Source organism: Pseudodesulfovibrio sp. S3 (genome assembly GCF_004025585.1).
GTDB lineage: Bacteria > Desulfobacterota > Desulfovibrionia > Desulfovibrionales > Desulfovibrionaceae > Pseudodesulfovibrio.
This window is the reverse complement of record NZ_QTZO01000004.1, coordinates 1-17,606: the sequence shown is the minus strand read 5'-3', so window position 1 is coordinate 17,606 and position 17,606 is coordinate 1. Positions and strand designations below refer to the sequence as shown.

Below are 17,606 nucleotides of genomic sequence, written 5' to 3'. Positions count from 1 at the left end.
CCTGATGGGAATGCGGCCGTTTCATCGTTGCAGTCGATCAGTTTTTGAAAGCGTCCAGAAGCCCCTGAGCCTCACTCATCTGAGAAAAAGACGTGTTCTTGAATACCTCGCTCTCAACGGCCTTGACGAACTCGTCATAATTCACCGCCCGAAAGTCGATCATCACACCCTTGATCCCAAAATAGAGTTCGAGAAAGGCGAGAACCGGGTCATCTGCAAGACACTTGACCAACTCCAGACCGCTGGTCAGTGAAGTGAACGGCTTGTTCATGCCGCCAAGATGAAACATATCCAGCCCGGATTCTCCGTCCGTGACCACACCGAGCAGGTTGAACGTCTGCAGTTTGGCAATGAATTCTTCGGTCAGATCCGGGAATTCCAGAAGATCTTTCTTCGGAAACATGCCCACGAAAACCATCTGGCCATTCTCTTCAGCCATGGTGTGTCTGAAAACATGCTCGCCACGATTCTTCCGGGCCGCCTTGACCGTCTCAAAAACGTCGCAGGCAAAGGCGAGCTTCAATTCCTGTAAAACTTTTTCATCCATTGCGTTCTCCGTTAAATTATTCCGTGCAGGGGACCGCCCTTGGCACCGAGTTCGTCCACCCGCCTTTCCACTTCGGGGTCAGGTTCGAGTGGCGGGGCATGATATGTCTTGAGCCTGGCATCTATGATCACACTCTTTGTCGCACCCCAGTGCTTGGCATGGGTGAAACCGCCCACGCCATAGATATCCGTGGCCGGATCAGACCGGGTGAAAGTCACCCACAGGAAATTGTCCCAACCCCGAACCGTGAACCCGGCGTCGTCCGCCAGCACGATCATGGGGAACTTCTCGATGTCCCGCACCGTCACCAGCATTTCGCCCAACCGTTCCACTGCCGCATCCTGCTGATCTCGCTTTTTCTGATGCTTTGGCCCCTTGATGACAAGAACACCCGGCGCAAACACTTTCGGGTCGCGGAAACCCCGCGGCAAAACCAAGCCGCCCGGAACTTCCGAACCGAGTTCACGCTTTACTCCCCCGGCTGCGGCAAAAACCAGCTTGGACCCCTGGTTGAGACTGATGCCGGAATAATCCAGGGTGTCGATGGTGGTCCTGGTGATGAAATGCAGGTCGCGCGTCAGGTCCGTCCGTTCAAGCATATGTCGGAAAAAACCGGGAATGTCATGACAGGATGCACCGCTCGACATATCTTCCCGTGCCGCTATGAGGACATACTTTGACAACGATGTCTGCGTGTTGCCGAGCAAGGCCATGGCATTGGTCAACAACTCCTGGGGCTGGCGCTCTTCGGCATAGGGCACATACCGCTCACTGCCCACCGCCAGCAGCAGGGGATGTACCCCGGCTGCGTCCACTGCATGGACCTCATGCACCCCGGAAAAGACCGACGGCACCAGATCAGCGGTCAGTTCGTGGACAAACTGGCCGAACATGGTGTCCTCCTGCGGCGGGCGGCCCACCGTGGTGAACGGCCAGATGGCGTCGTCCCGGTGAAACACCTTTTCCACCTTGAGGACGGGAAAATCATGGGCCAGACTGTAGTAGCCGAGATGATCGCCGAAGGGCCCCTCGGGCTTTTCCTCGCCCTGAACAATGGAGCCGCAGATGCAAAAATCAGCCTGGGCCGGAATGGGCAAGCCCCCCTCCCGCCTGACCATGGGGATACGGTGTCCTCCCAAGGCTCCGGCAAAGAAAATCTCGGCCAATCCCTCGGGAAGCGGCATCATGGCCGCCAGGGTCATGGACGGCGCACCGCCCACCACGACATTGACCTTGAGAGACTCACCCCTGCGAATGGCGCAGGCATGGTGGTGCCCGATGCCACGATGAATCTGGTAATGCAGCCCCACTTCCTCGTCAGAAACATATTGGTTGCCCGTCAACTGCACGCGGTACATGCCGATGTTGGACCCGGCAAACCCCGGAGCGTCGGGGGATTCAGAATAGACCTGTGGCAGGGTCACATACCCGCCGCCGTCCATGGGCCAGGAGACAAGCTGGGGCAAACGGGAAATGGTGGTCTCGTTCTGCATGATCGGCCCGGTGGACACCCTTCGCGGCATGGTGTGATAGGCGGTTCCGGGCGCACCAAGATACTTCCAGGGATGCTTGAACAAGTCCATGGGATTGAGTTTGAGTTTCATCAACCGCTCCACCGTCTCGATGGTGTCGCGGAATATGAACTGCATCCGATCCCTGGTTCCATAGATGTTGGCGGCCATGGGGAAACGGCATCCTCTTACATTATTGAAGAGCAATGCCGGTCCCTTGGCCTGAAAGACCCTGCGTTGAATGGCGCCGATCTCGACATTCGCATCAACGCTCTTGTCGATACGAACGAGATCTCCCCTGGCCTCGAGTGCTTCGAGGCATTCCCGTGTACTCTTATATCCCATTGCGGTTCCCGTTGAAGTGCTTCAGGCGTGATAATCTAGATGGAAAATGCGAAAAAGTTAAGCAGAGAATGAGAGCTGTTCGGGAACCAGCGGCCCAGGCTTGATGTGATCGTTACTGCTGCACCGTTGCCGGTTGCCAGACGCACTCAAAATGAACCGGAGACAAACGCCTGTAAGCCGAGTTCAACTCGATATCCAATGGTTTCATCCTGCGCCATGCAAGATTGCTGCACGTATTGCAGAACTCCTCCGGATAGCTGCAGACCAGACAATAGGGCCGGTAATCATCGCAACTCAAAGAATTCCAAGGACGTTGGTGTCCGAGCATGCATTTCTTTTGATGAAACACACACTCAACACAATCATTTGACATCATTGACACTTTACGCATTTCAAACCTCCGAATCGGATACAATCTCAGTATCCGATGGAAGCACACCGACCGTTCGGTTGGTATTATAATTTTTTCTGCCGACAGTGAACGGCCTCTGGCAGATGCCGTCTGCAACCGACAGGAACACATAACCACGATTGTGATGAACAAGCGAATACGTACGGCTGGAATTGCAGAAAATGAAACAGGCATCAAAGAGTATCGAAAAAACGGCAGCCCTTGAGACATGGGCCGGAAAAGAAAAAGGACTCACGCATGTTCCATGGGTAAGTCCTTGATTTCTATGGTGGGCTATGCAAGATTCGAACTTGCGACCTCTTGCTCCGGAGGCAAGCACTCTATCCAACTGAGCTAATAGCCCACGGGAAGGACGTAGCTATCCTTCAGCCACTTCTTTGTCAAGACTATACTAAAATCTCCGGGAATTGAACCACGGATGAACGGCAGAACGGACAGCTCTGTTTTCCCTTGCAAAAAAGTCTAAAAAAAGTCTATATATCCCTTAATACTTTCGGGCAGGAGCTTCCATGAAGACAAAACGCATCATCCTGGCAGTGAGCGGAGCCAGCGGCACCGTGTACGCTACCGCTCTGGTCAGGGAACTCGGAGGCCGTGACGACGTGGACTTGCACGTCATCATCTCCGACGCCGCCCGCAAAGTCATGGCCCTGGAAACGGACCTTCCACCCGATGCCCTCACCAGAGGAGCGACGGCCATTCATGCACCGGATGACATTTCTGCACCGCCCGCCAGCGGATCATGGCTGCATGACGGCATGATCATCTGCCCCTGTTCCATGGCCACCCTGTCCGCCGTTGCCACCGGTTTTGGCCACACCCTCATCCACCGGGCAGCCGACGTGACCCTCAAAGAGCGCAAAAAGCTCATTCTGGTCCCGCGGGAAACACCGCTCTCCGCCATTCATCTGCAAAACATGCTCACGGCCGACCAAGCCGGGGCTATCGTTTTACCGGCAAGTCCGGGCTTCTATCACCGCCCGGTAACCATCGAGGACCTGGCCGATCAACTGGCCGGAAAGATCCTCGATCAACTGGATATCCCCCACACCCTGTTCAAAAGATGGGGGGAGTAGGAGGAACGGCATGGAAATCACATGGTTCGGCCATTCAAATTTCAGGATCAAGGCCGCAGACGCAACCCTGTTCATTGATCCGTTTTTCGTGGGCAACCCCAGCGCAACCGCCGCGTACACGGATGTCAAGGAATGCAATCTCATTCTGGTCACCCACGACCACACCGACCATATCGGCCAGACCCTGGAACTGGCCATCAAGCACGATGCAGAGGTGGTGGCCATCTTCGACGTCATCCAGTCGCTCATCGCCCTGGGCCTGCCCGAGCATCTGGGTGTGGGCATGAACATCGGCGGCACGGTCAGACGCCAGGGGCTGGACATCAAGATGGTTCAGGCCATGCATTCTTCCATCACCGGCTCTGCAACGGGGTTCATCATCACCGACCCCAACGGCCTGTGCCTATACAACTCCGGGGACACCGGCCTGTTCGGCGACATGGAACTGTTCGGGGAATTCCACGACATAGACATCGCCATGCTGCCCATCGGCGGCCGGTTCACCATGGACGCCAAGCAGGCTGCCTATGCCTGCAAGCTGCTCGGATGCAAGAAGCTCATTCCACAACACTGGGGAACCTGGGGTATTCTGGACCAGAACACCAAGGCCATGGCCGAACAGCTCGCCCTGGTAGCGCCTGATACCGAATTGGTGGAGATGGAGATCGGCAAACCCGTCAGACTCTAGCTCTTCCGCGAAGCCTTGAGTCCCTGCAACGCCAGATAAATCATTTCCGCCCGCTTGACGCCTATACCCGGCAGGGAACTGATGTCCGAACGGGCGGCCTCCAGCATGGCCTCCAGCGAAGGAAAACTATCCCAAAGAATACGGGCCGTTTTCGGGCCGATGCCCGGCAGAGAGGTCAATTCGCTGTTCAACACAGACTTCTTGCGCGCGCTCCGTTGCTTGCCCAACACAAACCTGTGAGCCGTATCCCTGATTTTCTGCAGAAACAGCAACTCGGCGCTTCCCGGCCTGAGCGGCAGGGAATTCTTCCGGCCGGGACGGAATATCTGATCACCCAGTTCGCCCGCACGCCGAGACTCCCCCTTGGCAATGGCTGCCAACTCCCAGCCGCAGTCCTCGACGCATTCGGCCAATGCTTTTTCCACAGCAGAAAGCTGGCCCCGACCTCCGTCAAGGAGCACGAGATCAGGCCACGGCGGCCCGGATTCCATACGCCGTCTTGCCCAACCGGCCAGGGCCGCATAATCGTCCGCCGCCCCTTCCAATTCCGGAAAGGCATAGAGCCGGGATGCCTCCGGGATGCGCCGCCCCTCTTCAAAAACCACCTGTCCAACCCGCATATTGCTGCCCGAGAGATGCGAGGCGTCCACGCACTCTATACGCACGGGCTCCCCGTCCAGCTTCAGCACCTTTTGCAAACGGACCGTAATGGTATCCCGCTGCTCCCGGGCCTGCACGGCCACGTTCCTGGCAATGCCCACCAATTGTTTTTCCTGAGTGGTCTGCGGTGCAATGATGCGGACGGCGATGCCGCCACGCTCGGCAAGCACCTCTGGCAGCGGCGAATCCTCCAGATCCATGGGGACCACGATCAACGGAGGAATGAAACGGCCCGGGCCGTAGAACTGACCGATAAAACTCTCCACCACTTCCGGGCCTTCATCCAGGGTCAGGCCGGGCCAGAAGAATTGCTTCTGGTCGAGCAGCCGCCCCTGCCGGACGAACAGCAATCCGAGCCCAAGCCCCTGACCGCCCTCGGCCAGGCCGAGCACGTCCCGGTCGCGATTGTCATGAATGACCGCCGCCTGTCCCTCCACGGTCTTCTTCACCGCCCGAATCTGGTCACGATAGGCTGCGGCCTGTTCATAATCCATATCCCTGGACGCCGCCTTCATCTGCCGGGTCAGCGCATCCACCAGCTCCAGGCTCCTGCCGGAAAGAAGCATCTCCACCCGGTGCACCATCTCGGCATACCCTGCCCGATCCACCTCCTTGACGCACGGCGCCCAGCATTGGTGAATGTCATGATACAAACAGGGTCGCATCCTGTTGCGGAAGGCGGTGTCCTTGCATTTGCGCAGGGGAAAGACCTTGCCCAGCAGCTTCCATACGGTCCGGGCCGCAGCAGCCGAGGTGAACGGCCCGAAATAGACAGAACCGTCCCGCACAGTCTTGCGGGTCATGGACAGCCGCGGGAACTCCGACTGCCTGTCCAACCGGAAGAGCACATACTGCTTGTCGTCCTTGAGCACGATGTTGTACCGGGGACGGTGTTTCTTGATCAGCCCGGATTCGAGGAGCAGGGCCTCCTTTTCCGTGGTCGTAAGCAATATATCCACCTGCCGGACATGACTGACCAGGGCTGCGGTCTTGGGCGTATGCCTGGCCCCTTTCCTGAAATAGGAAGCCAGCCTCTTGCGCAGCTTCTTGGCCTTGCCCACATAAATGATCCGCCCCCGTCCATTCTTCATAAGATAGACCCCGGGCGTATCCGGAAACTGGTCGGCAAAAAATTTGTACTCTTTGTCCATGGCTCTGTGGTTTTTATTCAACATCAATTCCACGAAAAATACCTATACCGAACTTTTCGCCACAAATCACCTCCCCTGTTTGAAACTATAACTATCTAATATTATAGATACAACTTACAATATGTCAGTTTCGGAAGTACAATTTTTTTGTCGGTAAAAAAATTTTTACTTTTTTCATTTTTTCCCCCAAATCCTCTTGCAATACCCGGCTGCCTGGGGTAAATGACTTTCTAGTTCAGGCGTTCACTTGGTTTTAAACTGCAAAAAAAGGAAGATTTACAATGAAACGTTTTACTCTGCTTGCAGCCGCCCTGGTCATGGTACTGGGCATGGCTGTTTCCGCATCCGCAGCTCCGGAAGTATCCATTTCCGGTAACCTGCTGGTCAACGCTGTCTGGAAAAACAACTGGAACTTCTCCAAGTCCCAGGGCCAGAAAAACATGAACATCATGGAACGTGCTGACCTGTACTTCACCGTCACCGCCAACGAGAACCTGAAAGGTGTTCTTGGTCTGCGTTCGCAGCGCGGTGAATGGGGCCAGACCTGGCAGCCCGGCAACGTTGCTGGTGCCAGTTCAACTACTGCAAACCTGAACATCCGTGATGCTTACATCGACTTCAACTGGCCCGGCACCGACGTCAACGTCAAAGCCGGTCTGTACACCGTTGGCCTGCCCCAGGCAGTCGGCGGCGCTTCCATGATCATCGCCGAACGTGCTGGCGCTGTCATGGTCTCCACCCCGGTCACCGACAATGTCGGCGTCCTGGCTGGTTACACCCGTATGTTTGATTCCGACTCCAGCACCACTGCTGCCCTCAACGACAGCTACCTCGACGGTTACCTGCTGGCTCTGCCCCTGACCTTCGAAGGCGTGTCCGCTACTCCGTACTTCCTGTACGGCGCTGCCGGTGACAACTACCTCGCTTCCGGCGAAGACGTCTCCGCCTACTGGATGGGCACCGATTTCACCCTGTCCATCCTGGATCCCTTCATCATCAAAGCTGACCTGGCTTACGGTAAGCTTGATGCCGACACCGACACCAATGACGCTTCCGGTTGGATGGGTACCCTGGGTCTGGACTACACCGGTTTCGACTTCATGACCGTGTCCACCTACTTCGTCTACACCTCTGGTAGCGACGACGACACCACTGACGGCATTGAATCCATGCCGATCATCCAAGGTGACTGGGCTGTCGGTTCCTTCTACTTCGGTGGCGGTTCCGTCACCGGTGACGATCTGGACGCTGAAGACGGCAACCGCCTCGGTTTCTGGGTTCTCGGCCTGTCCCTCACCGACATCCAGTCCTTTGCTCAGGGCCTGACCCACGACGTGCACGTCCTGTACGTCAAGGGTACCAACGACGACTCCCTGGCTGCAGCACCTGCTGTCGGCACCATGCCCGGCTTCCTGACCGAAGACGACTCCCTGTGGGAAGTTGACTTCAACACCGCTTACGCCATCTACGACGAACTGACCCTGTACGCACAGTTGGGTTACATCAACTCCGACTACGACGACAACTGGGGCACCGACGTTGAAGACGACGCTTGGAAGGTCGCCACTGGTGTGGTCTACAAGTTCTAAGACCTCTTGGAACACCTAAGCTGATTAAGCTTATAGCCAAGTAACGCCAGAGGGCCGGGGAGTGCAAACCCCGGCCCTCTTTCTTTGTTTCCCTGCCCTCGACTTTTGAAAGCCGCTCGGCTATATATTTTCCCCTTGCAGGAACAATGAACAACGCTACACAACGAGGACCCCATGCCTTGCAGACAACTGACATATTCCGGCCCGGCGGACTGGGCAGAGATTCGGACCTGGCTTGATCAACGCAAAGACCCGGACACCAAGGTGGATGCCCTGGTGCGCGACATCCTGAGTGACGTCAGGGAACGCGGCGACGAGGCTCTTGCCGAGTACACCCGCAAATTTGACTGTGCATCCTTCGAACCATCCCGGCTGCGTGTTCCGGCTTCCGTCATCCGTGCAGCGCTCGACGAAATACCCGACACCGATGCCGCCATCCTCGAAGAAGCCATCGACCGCGTGCGCACCTTCCACCTCAACCAGAAGGAAAAATCCTGGTGGACCACCAGCGATGACGGCACCGTGCTCGGCCAGATGGTCAGGCCGGTGGACCGCGTAGGGCTGTACGTACCCGGCGGGCAGGGCGGAGAAACCCCGCTCATCTCCAGCCTGATCATGAATGCAATCCCGGCACTGGTGGCGGGTGTGGAATCCTTGGCGGTGACGTCGCCGCCCCGCAAGGACGGGACGCTCAACCCGTACATTTTGGCCACCGCTGCCCTGCTCGGCCTGGACGAAATATACCTGGCCGGTTCGGCCTGGGCCATCGGTGCCCTGGCTTACGGCACAGAAACCATCGCTCCGTGCGATGTCCTGGCCGGTCCCGGCAACATTTTCGTAGCCACGGCCAAATCCCAGCTCATCGGGCATGTGGGCATCGACATGGTGGCCGGCCCCTCCGAAATCGCCATCCTTGCCGACGACTCGGCCAACCCGGCCTGGCTGGCTGCGGACATGCTTTCCCAGGCAGAACACGACCCCTTGGCCGCTTCCATCCTGGTCACCCCGGAAACAACATTGGCCGCCCGGGTCAGGGAAGAATTGATCATACAGTGCAAGGCCCTGCCCCGAGGCGAAATAGCGGCCAAATCCCTTGAGGACTGGGGAGCCATCATCACCGTTCCCACCCTTGAGGCCGGAACCGAATTGATCAACTCGTTGGCCGCCGAACACCTGGAACTGGCGCTGGCCGACCCATGGACCATGCTCGGTTCCATCCGCCACGCAGGGGCCATCTTCATGGGCCACAATTCACCCGAACCTGTGGGCGACTACTTTGCCGGTCCAAACCATGTGCTGCCCACATTGCGGACGGTCCGCTTTTCCTCGGCCCTGTCCGTGCAGAATTTCTGCAAGAAATCCAGTGTGATCGCTACCAGTTCCAGCTATGTAGCCAAACACGGCGACAAGATAGCCCGCCTGGCGCGACTGGAAGGACTCGAAGCCCATGCCCGTAGCGTGGAATGCCGAAAGAACTAATATTACATTAATAAGAGGGAAGAATCATGGCTGCCGTTCTTGAAACCAACATCACCGAATATCCGCTCATCTCCAAGGGCAAAGTCCGGGACATTTACGAGATAGACGATAACACCCTGCTCCTGGTGACCACCGACCGCATCTCCGCCTTTGACGTGGTCATGCCCGATCCCATCGAGGACAAGGGCAAGGTTCTCAACCTGATCACCCTGTTCTGGATGGATATGATGAAAGACCTGGTGCCCAACCACATCATCTCCACCAATGTCGACGACTACCCGGAACCGCTGCACAAGTACAAGGCAGAACTTCAGGACCGCTCCGTATTGGCCAAGAAGGCCAACCCCCTGCCCATCGAATGCATCGTGCGCGGCTTCATCACCGGCTCCGGCTGGTCCGACTACCTCAAGACAGGTGAAGTCTGCGGCCACAAGCTTCCCGCGAACCTCAAGGAATCCGAAATGCTCGAGACCGCGCTGTTCACCCCGTCCACCAAGGCGGACCTGGGAGCGCACGACGAGAACATCTCCCTGGGAAAAGCCGCCGAACTGCTGGGCGAAGAGATGATGCGCAAAGTGGAGAAGCTGGCCCTGGCCATCTATACCCGCGCTCGCGACTACGCCAAGAAGCGCGGCATCCTCATTGCGGATACCAAATTCGAATTCGGCCTGATCGACGGTGAACTGGTCTTCATCGACGAAGCCCTGACCCCTGATTCATCCCGTTTCTGGCCTGAGAAGGGTTATGCTCCGGGAAAATCCCAGCCCAGCTTCGACAAGCAATACTTTCGGGATTGGCTGCTGGAAATCGGCTTCAACAAGCAGCCTCCGGCACCCAGCGTGCCCAAGGACATCGCCGATGCAACTCGCGCCAAGTATCTGGAAGCATACAAGCTTTTAACCGGCGAAGACCTCAAGGTCTAGGGAGGTTCCCATGCCGGAGTGGTTGCAACTGCTGGGCCTTATCGCCCTGGGCCTGGTCGTTGGCCGGTTCCTCCGAGGCAAATTCAACGTCGGTTGAGGCCCGGGCAAGGAACAATGCGGCTGGACGCCGCCCGAAAAAGATGATGAGAACAAGTAGATGGCCCGAGAGGGGGATGCTCGACTTGACAGAGGCATCAATTACCAATATGTAACCCCTCTTGCCTTGCTCTCCTCCAGGTGGAGGAGGGCCAATGACCAAAAGGAGTTTATAGAAATGGCAAACAATTACGAGACGCTCGTCCTTCTCTCCCCGGAGTTGGCTGAGGATGACAGGAAAGCAATCCTGACCACCCTCACCGGCATCGTGGACCGTGACGGCGGCAAAATGGTTGAGACCGATGACTGGGGCATGCGCCAACTGGCCTACCCGGTCGAGAAGCAGACCCGTGGATACTATGTGCGCCTTGTGTTTGAAGCTCCCGGTGCCCTGGTCGCCGAGCTGGAACGCAACATCCGCATCACCGACGGCATCTTCAAATTCATGACCGTCAAACTGGCTGCCTAGGAGGTTTCACCATGGCTTTTCGCAAGAAATTCACCCCGAGGAAGAAGTTCTGCCGCTTCTGCGCGGATAAAGAGCTGCCCCTGGATTACAAGCGCCCCGATATCCTTCGTGATTTCGTGACCGAGCGCGGCAAGATCATTGCCCGCCGCATCACCGGTACCTGTGCCAAGCATCAGCGCAGACTGACCAACGAAATCAAGCGCGCTCGTCAGATGGCCCTGCTTTTCTACACCACCGTTCACAGCACCGATGTGAAGAAACGGAGCTCCATGTAGGAGGGAGGACTGATGAAACTTATATTACGCGCTGACGTCGACTCACTGGGTCGACTCGGAGATATCGTCACTGTCAAGGCCGGTTATGGTCGCAACTACCTGATCCCTCAGGGGTTGGCCAAACCCGCAACCAACGCCAACCTGAAGGCCTTCGAACTCGAACGCCGCAAACTGCAGGAACATGCCGATTCGCTGCGCGCCCAGGCCGAAGGTCTGGCCGATCGCATCGCCGCCAATCCTGTTGAAATCGCAGTGCGCGTTGGCGACGGCGACAAGCTTTACGGCTCTGTCACCACCTCCAACATCGGCGATGCCATGGAAGCAGCCGGCGTCGACATCGATCGCCGCAAGATCCTCCTGGCCGAACCCATCCGCGCTCTCGGCGAGTACGAGATCGAGATTCGTCTCCACCCGGATGTCCTCGGCGTACTGAAGCTCGCCGTCATCCGTCATGGCCGTCCTGTTGAAGAAATCAAAGAACCCGAAGCAAAAGAGGCCGAGGCCGTCGAGGAATCCGTAGAGAATGCCGAAGACGCCGAAACCACAGAGGCCTAACAAAGGCCAATATGCCAATAAACCGGAAGAGGCCCTGGACAGGGCCTCTTCCGATCTATTACGCAAAGTTCCCCCACACTCCCTGGAAGCCGAACAGGCCGTTCTCGGCGGCGTCTTCCAATCAGAACACATGTTCCACCAACTGGTGGATATCATCTCCGATCAGGACTTCTATTCCCCTGTCCATCGCGACATCTTCAAGGCCTTCATCCAGCTGTACGACACTCACCAGCCCATTGACGTGGTCACTGTCGCCAACCAGCTGGCCAAGAACGACACCCTTGGAACCGTAGGCGGTCCGGTCTATCTGGCGGAACTTTCCGACTCCGTCATCAGCGCATCCAATGCTTTGCATCACGCGCAGATAGTGCGCGACAAGTGCATCCTGCGCCAGCTCATCGATATTTCCAGCGGGATTATCTCCAACTGTTTTTCCTCCCGCGATGTAGACGAGGTCCTGGACGAATCGGAAAAGGAAATTTTCCAGATCGCCCAGAGCAAGGAAATGCGCGGTATGCTGGCCAGCGGTCAGCTCGTGCCCAAGGTCTTTGAAGAACTGACAGCCCGGTTCAACAACAAGTCCGTGGTCACCGGCATCCAGACCCACTATCACGACTTTGACGCCATGACCGCCGGGTTGCAGAAATCCGACCTGATCATCATCGCGGGCCGCCCCTCCATGGGCAAGACCGCATTCGCCCTGAACGTGGCCCTGCGGGCTGCGGTCCGGTCCGAATGCCCCACGGCCATATTCTCCCTGGAAATGAGCATGGAGCAGCTCATGACCCGTTTGCTGGCAGTGCAATGCAAGGTGGAACTCAGCAACCTGCGTACCGGCTATCTGGACGATCAGGACTGGCTCAGCCTCCACGAGGGCGGCGATGTGCTCACCCAGGCCCCGATTTTCATCGACGACACCCCGGCCCTGTCCACATTGGAGCTCCAGGCCCGTTGCCGTCGTCTCAAGGCGGAACACAACCTCGGCCTGGTGGTGGTCGACTACCTCCAGCTCATGCGCTCCAGTGCCCGTCCGGACTCCCGCGAACAGGAGATTTCCGATATTTCCCGTCACCTCAAGGCCCTGGCCAAAGAGCTGGACGTGCCGGTCATCGCCCTTTCACAGCTCAACCGCAAGGTGGAAGAACGCACGGACAAACGCCCCATGATGTCGGACCTTCGCGAATCCGGCGCCATCGAACAGGACGCGGATATCATCATCTTTCTCTATCGCGACGCCGCCTACAACAAAAGTGAGGACAATCCGCTCAAAAATCATGCGGAAGTCATCATCGGTAAGCAGCGTAACGGACCCACGGGCCGATGCGAGCTGTTCTTCAAAAAGGAATACACGCTCTTTGAGAACATGGACGCGACAGCCTATCCGTCTGAACTTCCCCAAGGATTTCATCAGGAATCCGACTAACCTCAAGCCCACAATACCATTATGTACTACGACTCAGTAGAAGCCATGGACCGCTCCGCCCTGGAACAGCTTCAGGTTGAACGTCTCAAGGAGACCATCACGAACGCCAAGCACTCTCCCTTCTACGGTGCGCGGCTTGCCGGATTGAACCCGGAAGATTTTCAGACGGTGGCAGACATCACCAAACTTCCCTTCACCACCAAGGACGACTTGCGCAGCCAGTATCCCCACGGGCTCCTGACCCGGTCCCTGGACGATTTCGTGCGCCTGCACGCGTCGAGCGGCACCACGGGCACGCCCACGGCGATCTTCTACACCCGGAAGGATCTGGAGACCTGGGCCGACCTCATGGCCCGCAGCATGCACGCCTGCGGTTGCCGCAAGTCCGACGTATGCCAGAACATGTCCGGATACGGCCTGTTCACCGGCGGCCTCGGCATCCACTACGGGGCCGAACGGCTCGGCATGCTGACCATCCCGGCAGGCGCGGGAAACACCAAACGACAGATCAAGCTCATCCGCGACCACAACGTTTCGGTGCTGCACATCATCCCGTCCTTTGCCCTCTATTTTGCGCAGAAAGTCCAGGAAGCCGGTTTCGACACCAAGGACATGCCCTGGCGCATCGCACTCATCGGCGCGGAACCCCATACCGAGGAGGCCCGCGCCAAGATCGAGGAAATGATGCACATCAAGGCCTACAACTCCTACGGCCTGTCGGAGATGAACGGCCCCGGCGTGGCCTTCGAATGCGTGCACCAAAAGGGCATGCACCTGTGGGAGGACGCCTACATAGCCGAGATCATCGACCCTGAAACCGGCGACCATGTGGCCGAAGGCGAGATCGGCGAATTGGTCATGACCACCCTCACCCGCGAGGGCATGCCCATCATCCGCTACCGCACCCGCGACCTGACCCGCTTCATGCCCGGCAAATGCGAATGCGGCCGCACTCATCGCCGTATCGACCGCATTGCGGGCCGCGCCGACGACATGATGATTCTCAAGGGCGTGAACATCTACCCCATGCAGATCGAACAATGTCTCATGGCCATGCCCGAAGTGGGCCAGAACTACCTCATCGAGCTGGTGCGCGAAGGCGTGTCCGACCAGATGAAGGTCAAGGTCGAGATCAAGGACGAATATTTCGTGGAAGACATGCGCGCCTTGCAGGGGTTGCAGAAACAGATCGCAAAGAACCTGTGCAACGAGATACTGCTCACGCCGCGCGTGGAACTGTGCCAGTCGAACTCCATTCCCAAGTCCGAAGGCAAGGCCGTGAGAGTGGTGGATCGGCGCAACGAGGAATAGCCCATCATGGAATATGTCTGGGCCATACTGCTCATCATCGGACTGGCCTTTTCACAGGTTCTCCAGATCTTCAGCCTGCCTGCAAACTGGGTGGCGCTGGGCTTGGTATCGCTGTGGAAATACGTCTATCCGGAATCCATGGAGTGGAGTTTCATCATAGGCATGGCCGTGGTGGCCGTGGTGGCCGAAGTGCTGGAATTCGGACTTCAGGCGTGGGGGGCCGGACGTTACGGGGCCTCTACCCGCGGCAATGTCGGGGGAATCATCGGAGCCATTGCCGGGGCCATTTTCGGTGCATCCTTCCTCTTTGGGCTGGGCGCACTCATTGGCGCACTGGGCGGAGCCTACCTCGGTTGTCTGGTCGCTGAAATGCCCGGTCGCTCCAAATCCGAAGCCTTTCGTGCCGCCAAGGGCGCGTTCGTTGGCAAGGCACTCGGCTTCACGGTCAAAACCGCCATCGGCGCGGTCATCGTCATCCTGTCCATCCCCAAAGTCTGGCCCTGAACCTCACTTCCCCATGAACACGGACGGCAGCACCCCGGCCGCCTTGTCGTACCCGTACTGAATGAGCGGTGCCGCCTTGTGAAATTCCAGAATTTTGCAGAGATTTTTCGGTATTTCCAGAACATAGTCGGGCGGATAGGCAGCAATTTTCTGCCGTGCAATCGTACCCTGCATGGTCTCGAACGATTGGGCCACTATATCATACGCCCCGATGTTCGCCGTTCCCCTGGGAATGCTCGACCGGACTTTGCCCAAGAAATCCGAAATGGCCTCGGTCAAAGCCGACTTCTCCTCAGGCCCTGCATCCAACGAATCCTCAAGCCCCTCACCGGGAGCCCCACACACGTTGACCGCAATGGTGACATCGGTCTGATCCCTGAAGGTCGGTGCTATGGGCACCGGATTGAGAATGCCGCCATCAACCAAATCCTCTCCCTTGTGTTTGTATGGGGTGAAGAAAAGCGGCAATGATATGGAAGCCCGGATGGCGTCGAACATGGGACCTTCGTCAAACCAGACCTCCTTGGCCCGGGAAATATTCGTGGCCACGGCCGTGAAATCTATGGGCAGATCCTCAATACGGCTGTCACCCACCAGGCTTTTCAGGGTGTTGATGATCTTGCCGCCTTTGAACAGGCCATCCATCCCCATAGACAGGTCGAGCAGCTTGAGCATGTCACTCCGGGTGACGGCCCGGACCCATTTCTCGAATTCATCGAGCTTGCCGATGGCATGGATGCCGCCGACAAGGGCTCCCATGGAAGAACCCGAGATGGACTTAATGGCGTAACCGTTCTCCTCAAGCCAATGGATGACGCCAATATGGGCCAGCCCTCGCGCGCCACCACTGCCAAGGACGAGCGAAACCGTTTTCCGTTTCTTCATGAGACCGCTTCCTTTGATCGTTCCGGTGTCTGCCGAATGGGTCGCAATAGGTGCCCCTGCCCCGCTCACCTGAGAATAACCTACAACATTTTGACTTGCCATACACTACCTTTTGGGCGAACCTTTCTTGCCTTTGCGGGCCGAAAAATAATCAAGAACCTTTTCCCATCGGGTGAGCCAATGACTGCCGATCTTTTCCCTTCCTATCGCGGACACATGGAATACTTCTGCCTCGGTTGCGGCAAGCGATTCCCCACGGACGAGCTGCACTACACCTGCCCAGATTGCGGCGGCGTATTCCTGCTCGACAACCTGCTCTTCGACGAGCTGAAGAAGATACCGGGCGACCAATGGCGCGAAATTTTCGACGGTCGTGCAGCCTCCAAGAAGACCGCCCTGCGCGGCATCTTCCGTTTTTATGAACTCATGGCCCCGGTGCTTGAGGAAGAGGACATCGTCTATCTGGGCGAGGGCAATACGCCCGTGATCGAATCCAGTTCGACGCTCAACGCGGCCACCGGCCTGACCACCGCCTACAAAAACGACGGCCAGAACCCGTCCGCCTCATTCAAGGATCGCGGCATGGCCTGCGGCTTTTCCTATCTTCGTTCCCTGATCCGCCGCCACGGATGGGACCAGATTCTCACGGTTTGCGCCTCTACCGGCGATACGTCGGCCGCGGCCGCGCTCTACGCCTCCTATGTGGGCGGGGCCATCAAATCCGTGGTCATCCTGCCCCACGGCAAGGTCACTGCGGCCCAGCTCGCCCAACCGCTGGGTTCCGGCGCCGTGGTCCTGGAAGTGCCCGGCGTGTTCGACGACTGCATGAAGGTGGTGGAACACCTGGCCGACAACTACCGCGTGGCCCTGCTCAACTCCAAGAACGCCTGGCGCATCCTCGGCCAGGAATCCTACGCCTTTGAGTGCGCCCAATGGTACGACTGGGACCTGAAAGGCAAATGCATCTTCGTTCCCATCGGCAATGCGGGCAATATCACCGCCATCATGGCCGGTTTCCTCAAGCTCTATGACCTGAACATCATCCATGACCTGCCGCGCATCTTCGGCGTCCAGTCCCATCACGCGGACCCGGTCTACCGCTATTACTCCGTAGACAATCCCAAGGAACGCAAATACGCCCCCATGACGGTCAGTGCCTCCGTGGCCCAGGCCGCCATGATCGGCAACCCGGTCTCCTTCCCCCGCGTCAAATACTTCGCCGAGAAGTTCGAAGCGGTGGGCGGCCCGGATGCCTTCCAGGTCATACAGGTGACCGAGCAGCAGATCATGGATTCCATGATCCAGGCCAACATGAACGGCCACATCGCCTGCACTCAGGGCGGCGAATCCTTTGCCGGAGCCAAACGCGCCCTGGAACTTGGCCTGGTCACCAGAGAGGAACTGTGCATCCTGGACTCCACGGCCCACCAGCTCAAGTTCGTGGACTTCCAGAACATGTATTTCAACAACAGCTTCCCGCCCGAGTTCGAAGTCACCCCTGACACAGCCCTTGCCAACAAGCCGGAACTGGTCATTTCGCCCGAGGAAAAGGAAGCCCTCTCCGAAAAAGAGTACACCAGAAAAACCGCAGACAACGTAGTCGCCAAACTCGGCCTGGAAAAAAAATAAACGAATTCAAGCCCCCTGCCCCACCCTCCGCAAAGCGGTAGTAAGAAGTTTAGGAAAAGGGAGGGGATGTGTCTCTTA

At 57.5% G+C, this 17,606-nt stretch carries 16 protein-coding genes and 1 tRNA gene; 12 read left to right on the top strand and 5 right to left on the bottom strand.

Annotation, left to right across the window (positions count from 1 at the left end; all coding sequences use genetic code 11):
* Nucleotides 1–37: 37 nt before the first annotated feature.
* The 3 genes from DWB63_RS05445 to DWB63_RS05430 all read right to left on the bottom strand — a co-directional run bounded on the left by DWB63_RS05445 (nucleotide 38) and on the right by DWB63_RS05430 (nucleotide 3,158).
* The gene (locus tag DWB63_RS05445; protein ID WP_128327806.1) at nucleotides 38–547 is read right to left on the bottom strand and encodes a hypothetical protein; all 510 of its coding nucleotides are present in this window, start codon (nucleotides 545–547) and stop codon (nucleotides 38–40) included.
* 11 nt (nucleotides 548–558) lie between these two features.
* Nucleotides 559–2,403: a UbiD family decarboxylase gene (locus DWB63_RS05440; RefSeq protein ID WP_128327805.1), complete on the bottom strand. Its 1,845-nt coding sequence runs from the start codon at nucleotides 2,401–2,403 to the stop codon at nucleotides 559–561.
* 678 nt (nucleotides 2,404–3,081) lie between these two features.
* Nucleotides 3,082–3,158, bottom strand: a tRNA-Arg gene (locus DWB63_RS05430).
* Between the two features lie 166 nt (nucleotides 3,159–3,324).
* Here DWB63_RS05430 and DWB63_RS05425 point away from each other — a divergent pair.
* Complete coding sequence (locus DWB63_RS05425) at nucleotides 3,325–3,891, top strand: UbiX family flavin prenyltransferase (RefSeq protein WP_128327803.1); 567 nt, start codon at nucleotides 3,325–3,327, stop codon at nucleotides 3,889–3,891.
* Between the two features lie 10 nt (nucleotides 3,892–3,901).
* Nucleotides 3,902–4,579: a metal-dependent hydrolase gene (locus tag DWB63_RS05420; protein ID WP_128327802.1), complete on the top strand. Its 678-nt coding sequence runs from the start codon at nucleotides 3,902–3,904 to the stop codon at nucleotides 4,577–4,579.
* Here the strand turns inward: DWB63_RS05420 and uvrC are convergent.
* Entirely contained in the window at nucleotides 4,576–6,390 is a 1,815-nt protein-coding gene (uvrC, locus tag DWB63_RS05415) for an excinuclease ABC subunit UvrC (protein ID WP_128328085.1), read from the bottom strand. The genes DWB63_RS05420 and uvrC overlap by 4 nt on opposite strands.
* Before the next feature lie 281 nt (nucleotides 6,391–6,671).
* On the opposite strand from uvrC, the gene DWB63_RS05410 reads away from it, so the two are divergent.
* The 9 genes from DWB63_RS05410 (at nucleotide 6,672) to DWB63_RS05370 (ending at nucleotide 15,014) form a co-directional block, all read left to right on the top strand.
* Nucleotides 6,672–7,979, top strand: a complete 1,308-nt coding sequence (locus DWB63_RS05410; RefSeq protein ID WP_128327801.1) for an outer membrane homotrimeric porin — start codon at nucleotides 6,672–6,674, stop codon at nucleotides 7,977–7,979.
* 174 nt (nucleotides 7,980–8,153) lie between these two features.
* Complete coding sequence (gene hisD, locus DWB63_RS05405; RefSeq protein WP_128327800.1) at nucleotides 8,154–9,458, top strand: histidinol dehydrogenase; 1,305 nt, start codon at nucleotides 8,154–8,156, stop codon at nucleotides 9,456–9,458.
* Nucleotides 9,459–9,484: 26 nt separating this feature from the next.
* Nucleotides 9,485–10,381: a phosphoribosylaminoimidazolesuccinocarboxamide synthase gene (locus DWB63_RS05400; protein ID WP_128327799.1), complete on the top strand. Its 897-nt coding sequence runs from the start codon at nucleotides 9,485–9,487 to the stop codon at nucleotides 10,379–10,381.
* Nucleotides 10,382–10,655: 274 nt separating this feature from the next.
* A complete protein-coding gene (gene rpsF, locus DWB63_RS05395; RefSeq protein WP_128327798.1) occupies nucleotides 10,656–10,946 on the top strand; it encodes a 30S ribosomal protein S6 in 291 nt (96 codons plus the stop codon).
* An 11-nt stretch (nucleotides 10,947–10,957) separates the two neighbouring features.
* On the top strand, nucleotides 10,958–11,221 hold the full coding sequence (gene rpsR / locus DWB63_RS05390; protein ID WP_128327797.1) for a 30S ribosomal protein S18: 264 nt from the start codon (nucleotides 10,958–10,960) through the stop codon (nucleotides 11,219–11,221).
* 12 nt (nucleotides 11,222–11,233) lie between these two features.
* Nucleotides 11,234–11,776 carry a 50S ribosomal protein L9 gene (rplI, locus tag DWB63_RS05385; RefSeq protein WP_128327796.1) on the top strand — a complete coding sequence of 181 codons (543 nt, stop codon included), beginning with the start codon at nucleotides 11,234–11,236 and terminating at the stop codon, nucleotides 11,774–11,776.
* Nucleotides 11,745–13,199, top strand: coding sequence for a replicative DNA helicase (gene dnaB / locus DWB63_RS05380; RefSeq protein WP_128327795.1), 1,455 nt, complete (start codon nucleotides 11,745–11,747; stop codon nucleotides 13,197–13,199). The genes rplI and dnaB overlap by 32 nt, the downstream gene beginning before the upstream one ends.
* Before the next feature lie 21 nt (nucleotides 13,200–13,220).
* On the top strand, nucleotides 13,221–14,510 hold the full coding sequence (locus DWB63_RS05375) for a phenylacetate--CoA ligase (RefSeq protein ID WP_128327794.1): 1,290 nt from the start codon (nucleotides 13,221–13,223) through the stop codon (nucleotides 14,508–14,510).
* Nucleotides 14,511–14,516: 6 nt separating this feature from the next.
* On the top strand, nucleotides 14,517–15,014 hold the full coding sequence (locus DWB63_RS05370) for a DUF456 domain-containing protein (RefSeq protein ID WP_128327793.1): 498 nt from the start codon (nucleotides 14,517–14,519) through the stop codon (nucleotides 15,012–15,014).
* 3 nt (nucleotides 15,015–15,017) lie between these two features.
* Here the strand turns inward: DWB63_RS05370 and DWB63_RS05365 are convergent, their stop codons facing one another.
* Nucleotides 15,018–15,899: a patatin-like phospholipase family protein gene (locus tag DWB63_RS05365; protein ID WP_128327792.1), complete on the bottom strand. Its 882-nt coding sequence runs from the start codon at nucleotides 15,897–15,899 to the stop codon at nucleotides 15,018–15,020.
* Between the two features lie 180 nt (nucleotides 15,900–16,079).
* On the opposite strand from DWB63_RS05365, the gene thrC reads away from it, so the two are divergent.
* Nucleotides 16,080–17,528, top strand: coding sequence for a threonine synthase (thrC, locus tag DWB63_RS05360; RefSeq protein ID WP_128327791.1), 1,449 nt, complete (start codon nucleotides 16,080–16,082; stop codon nucleotides 17,526–17,528).
* Nucleotides 17,529–17,606 lie beyond the last annotated feature (78 nt).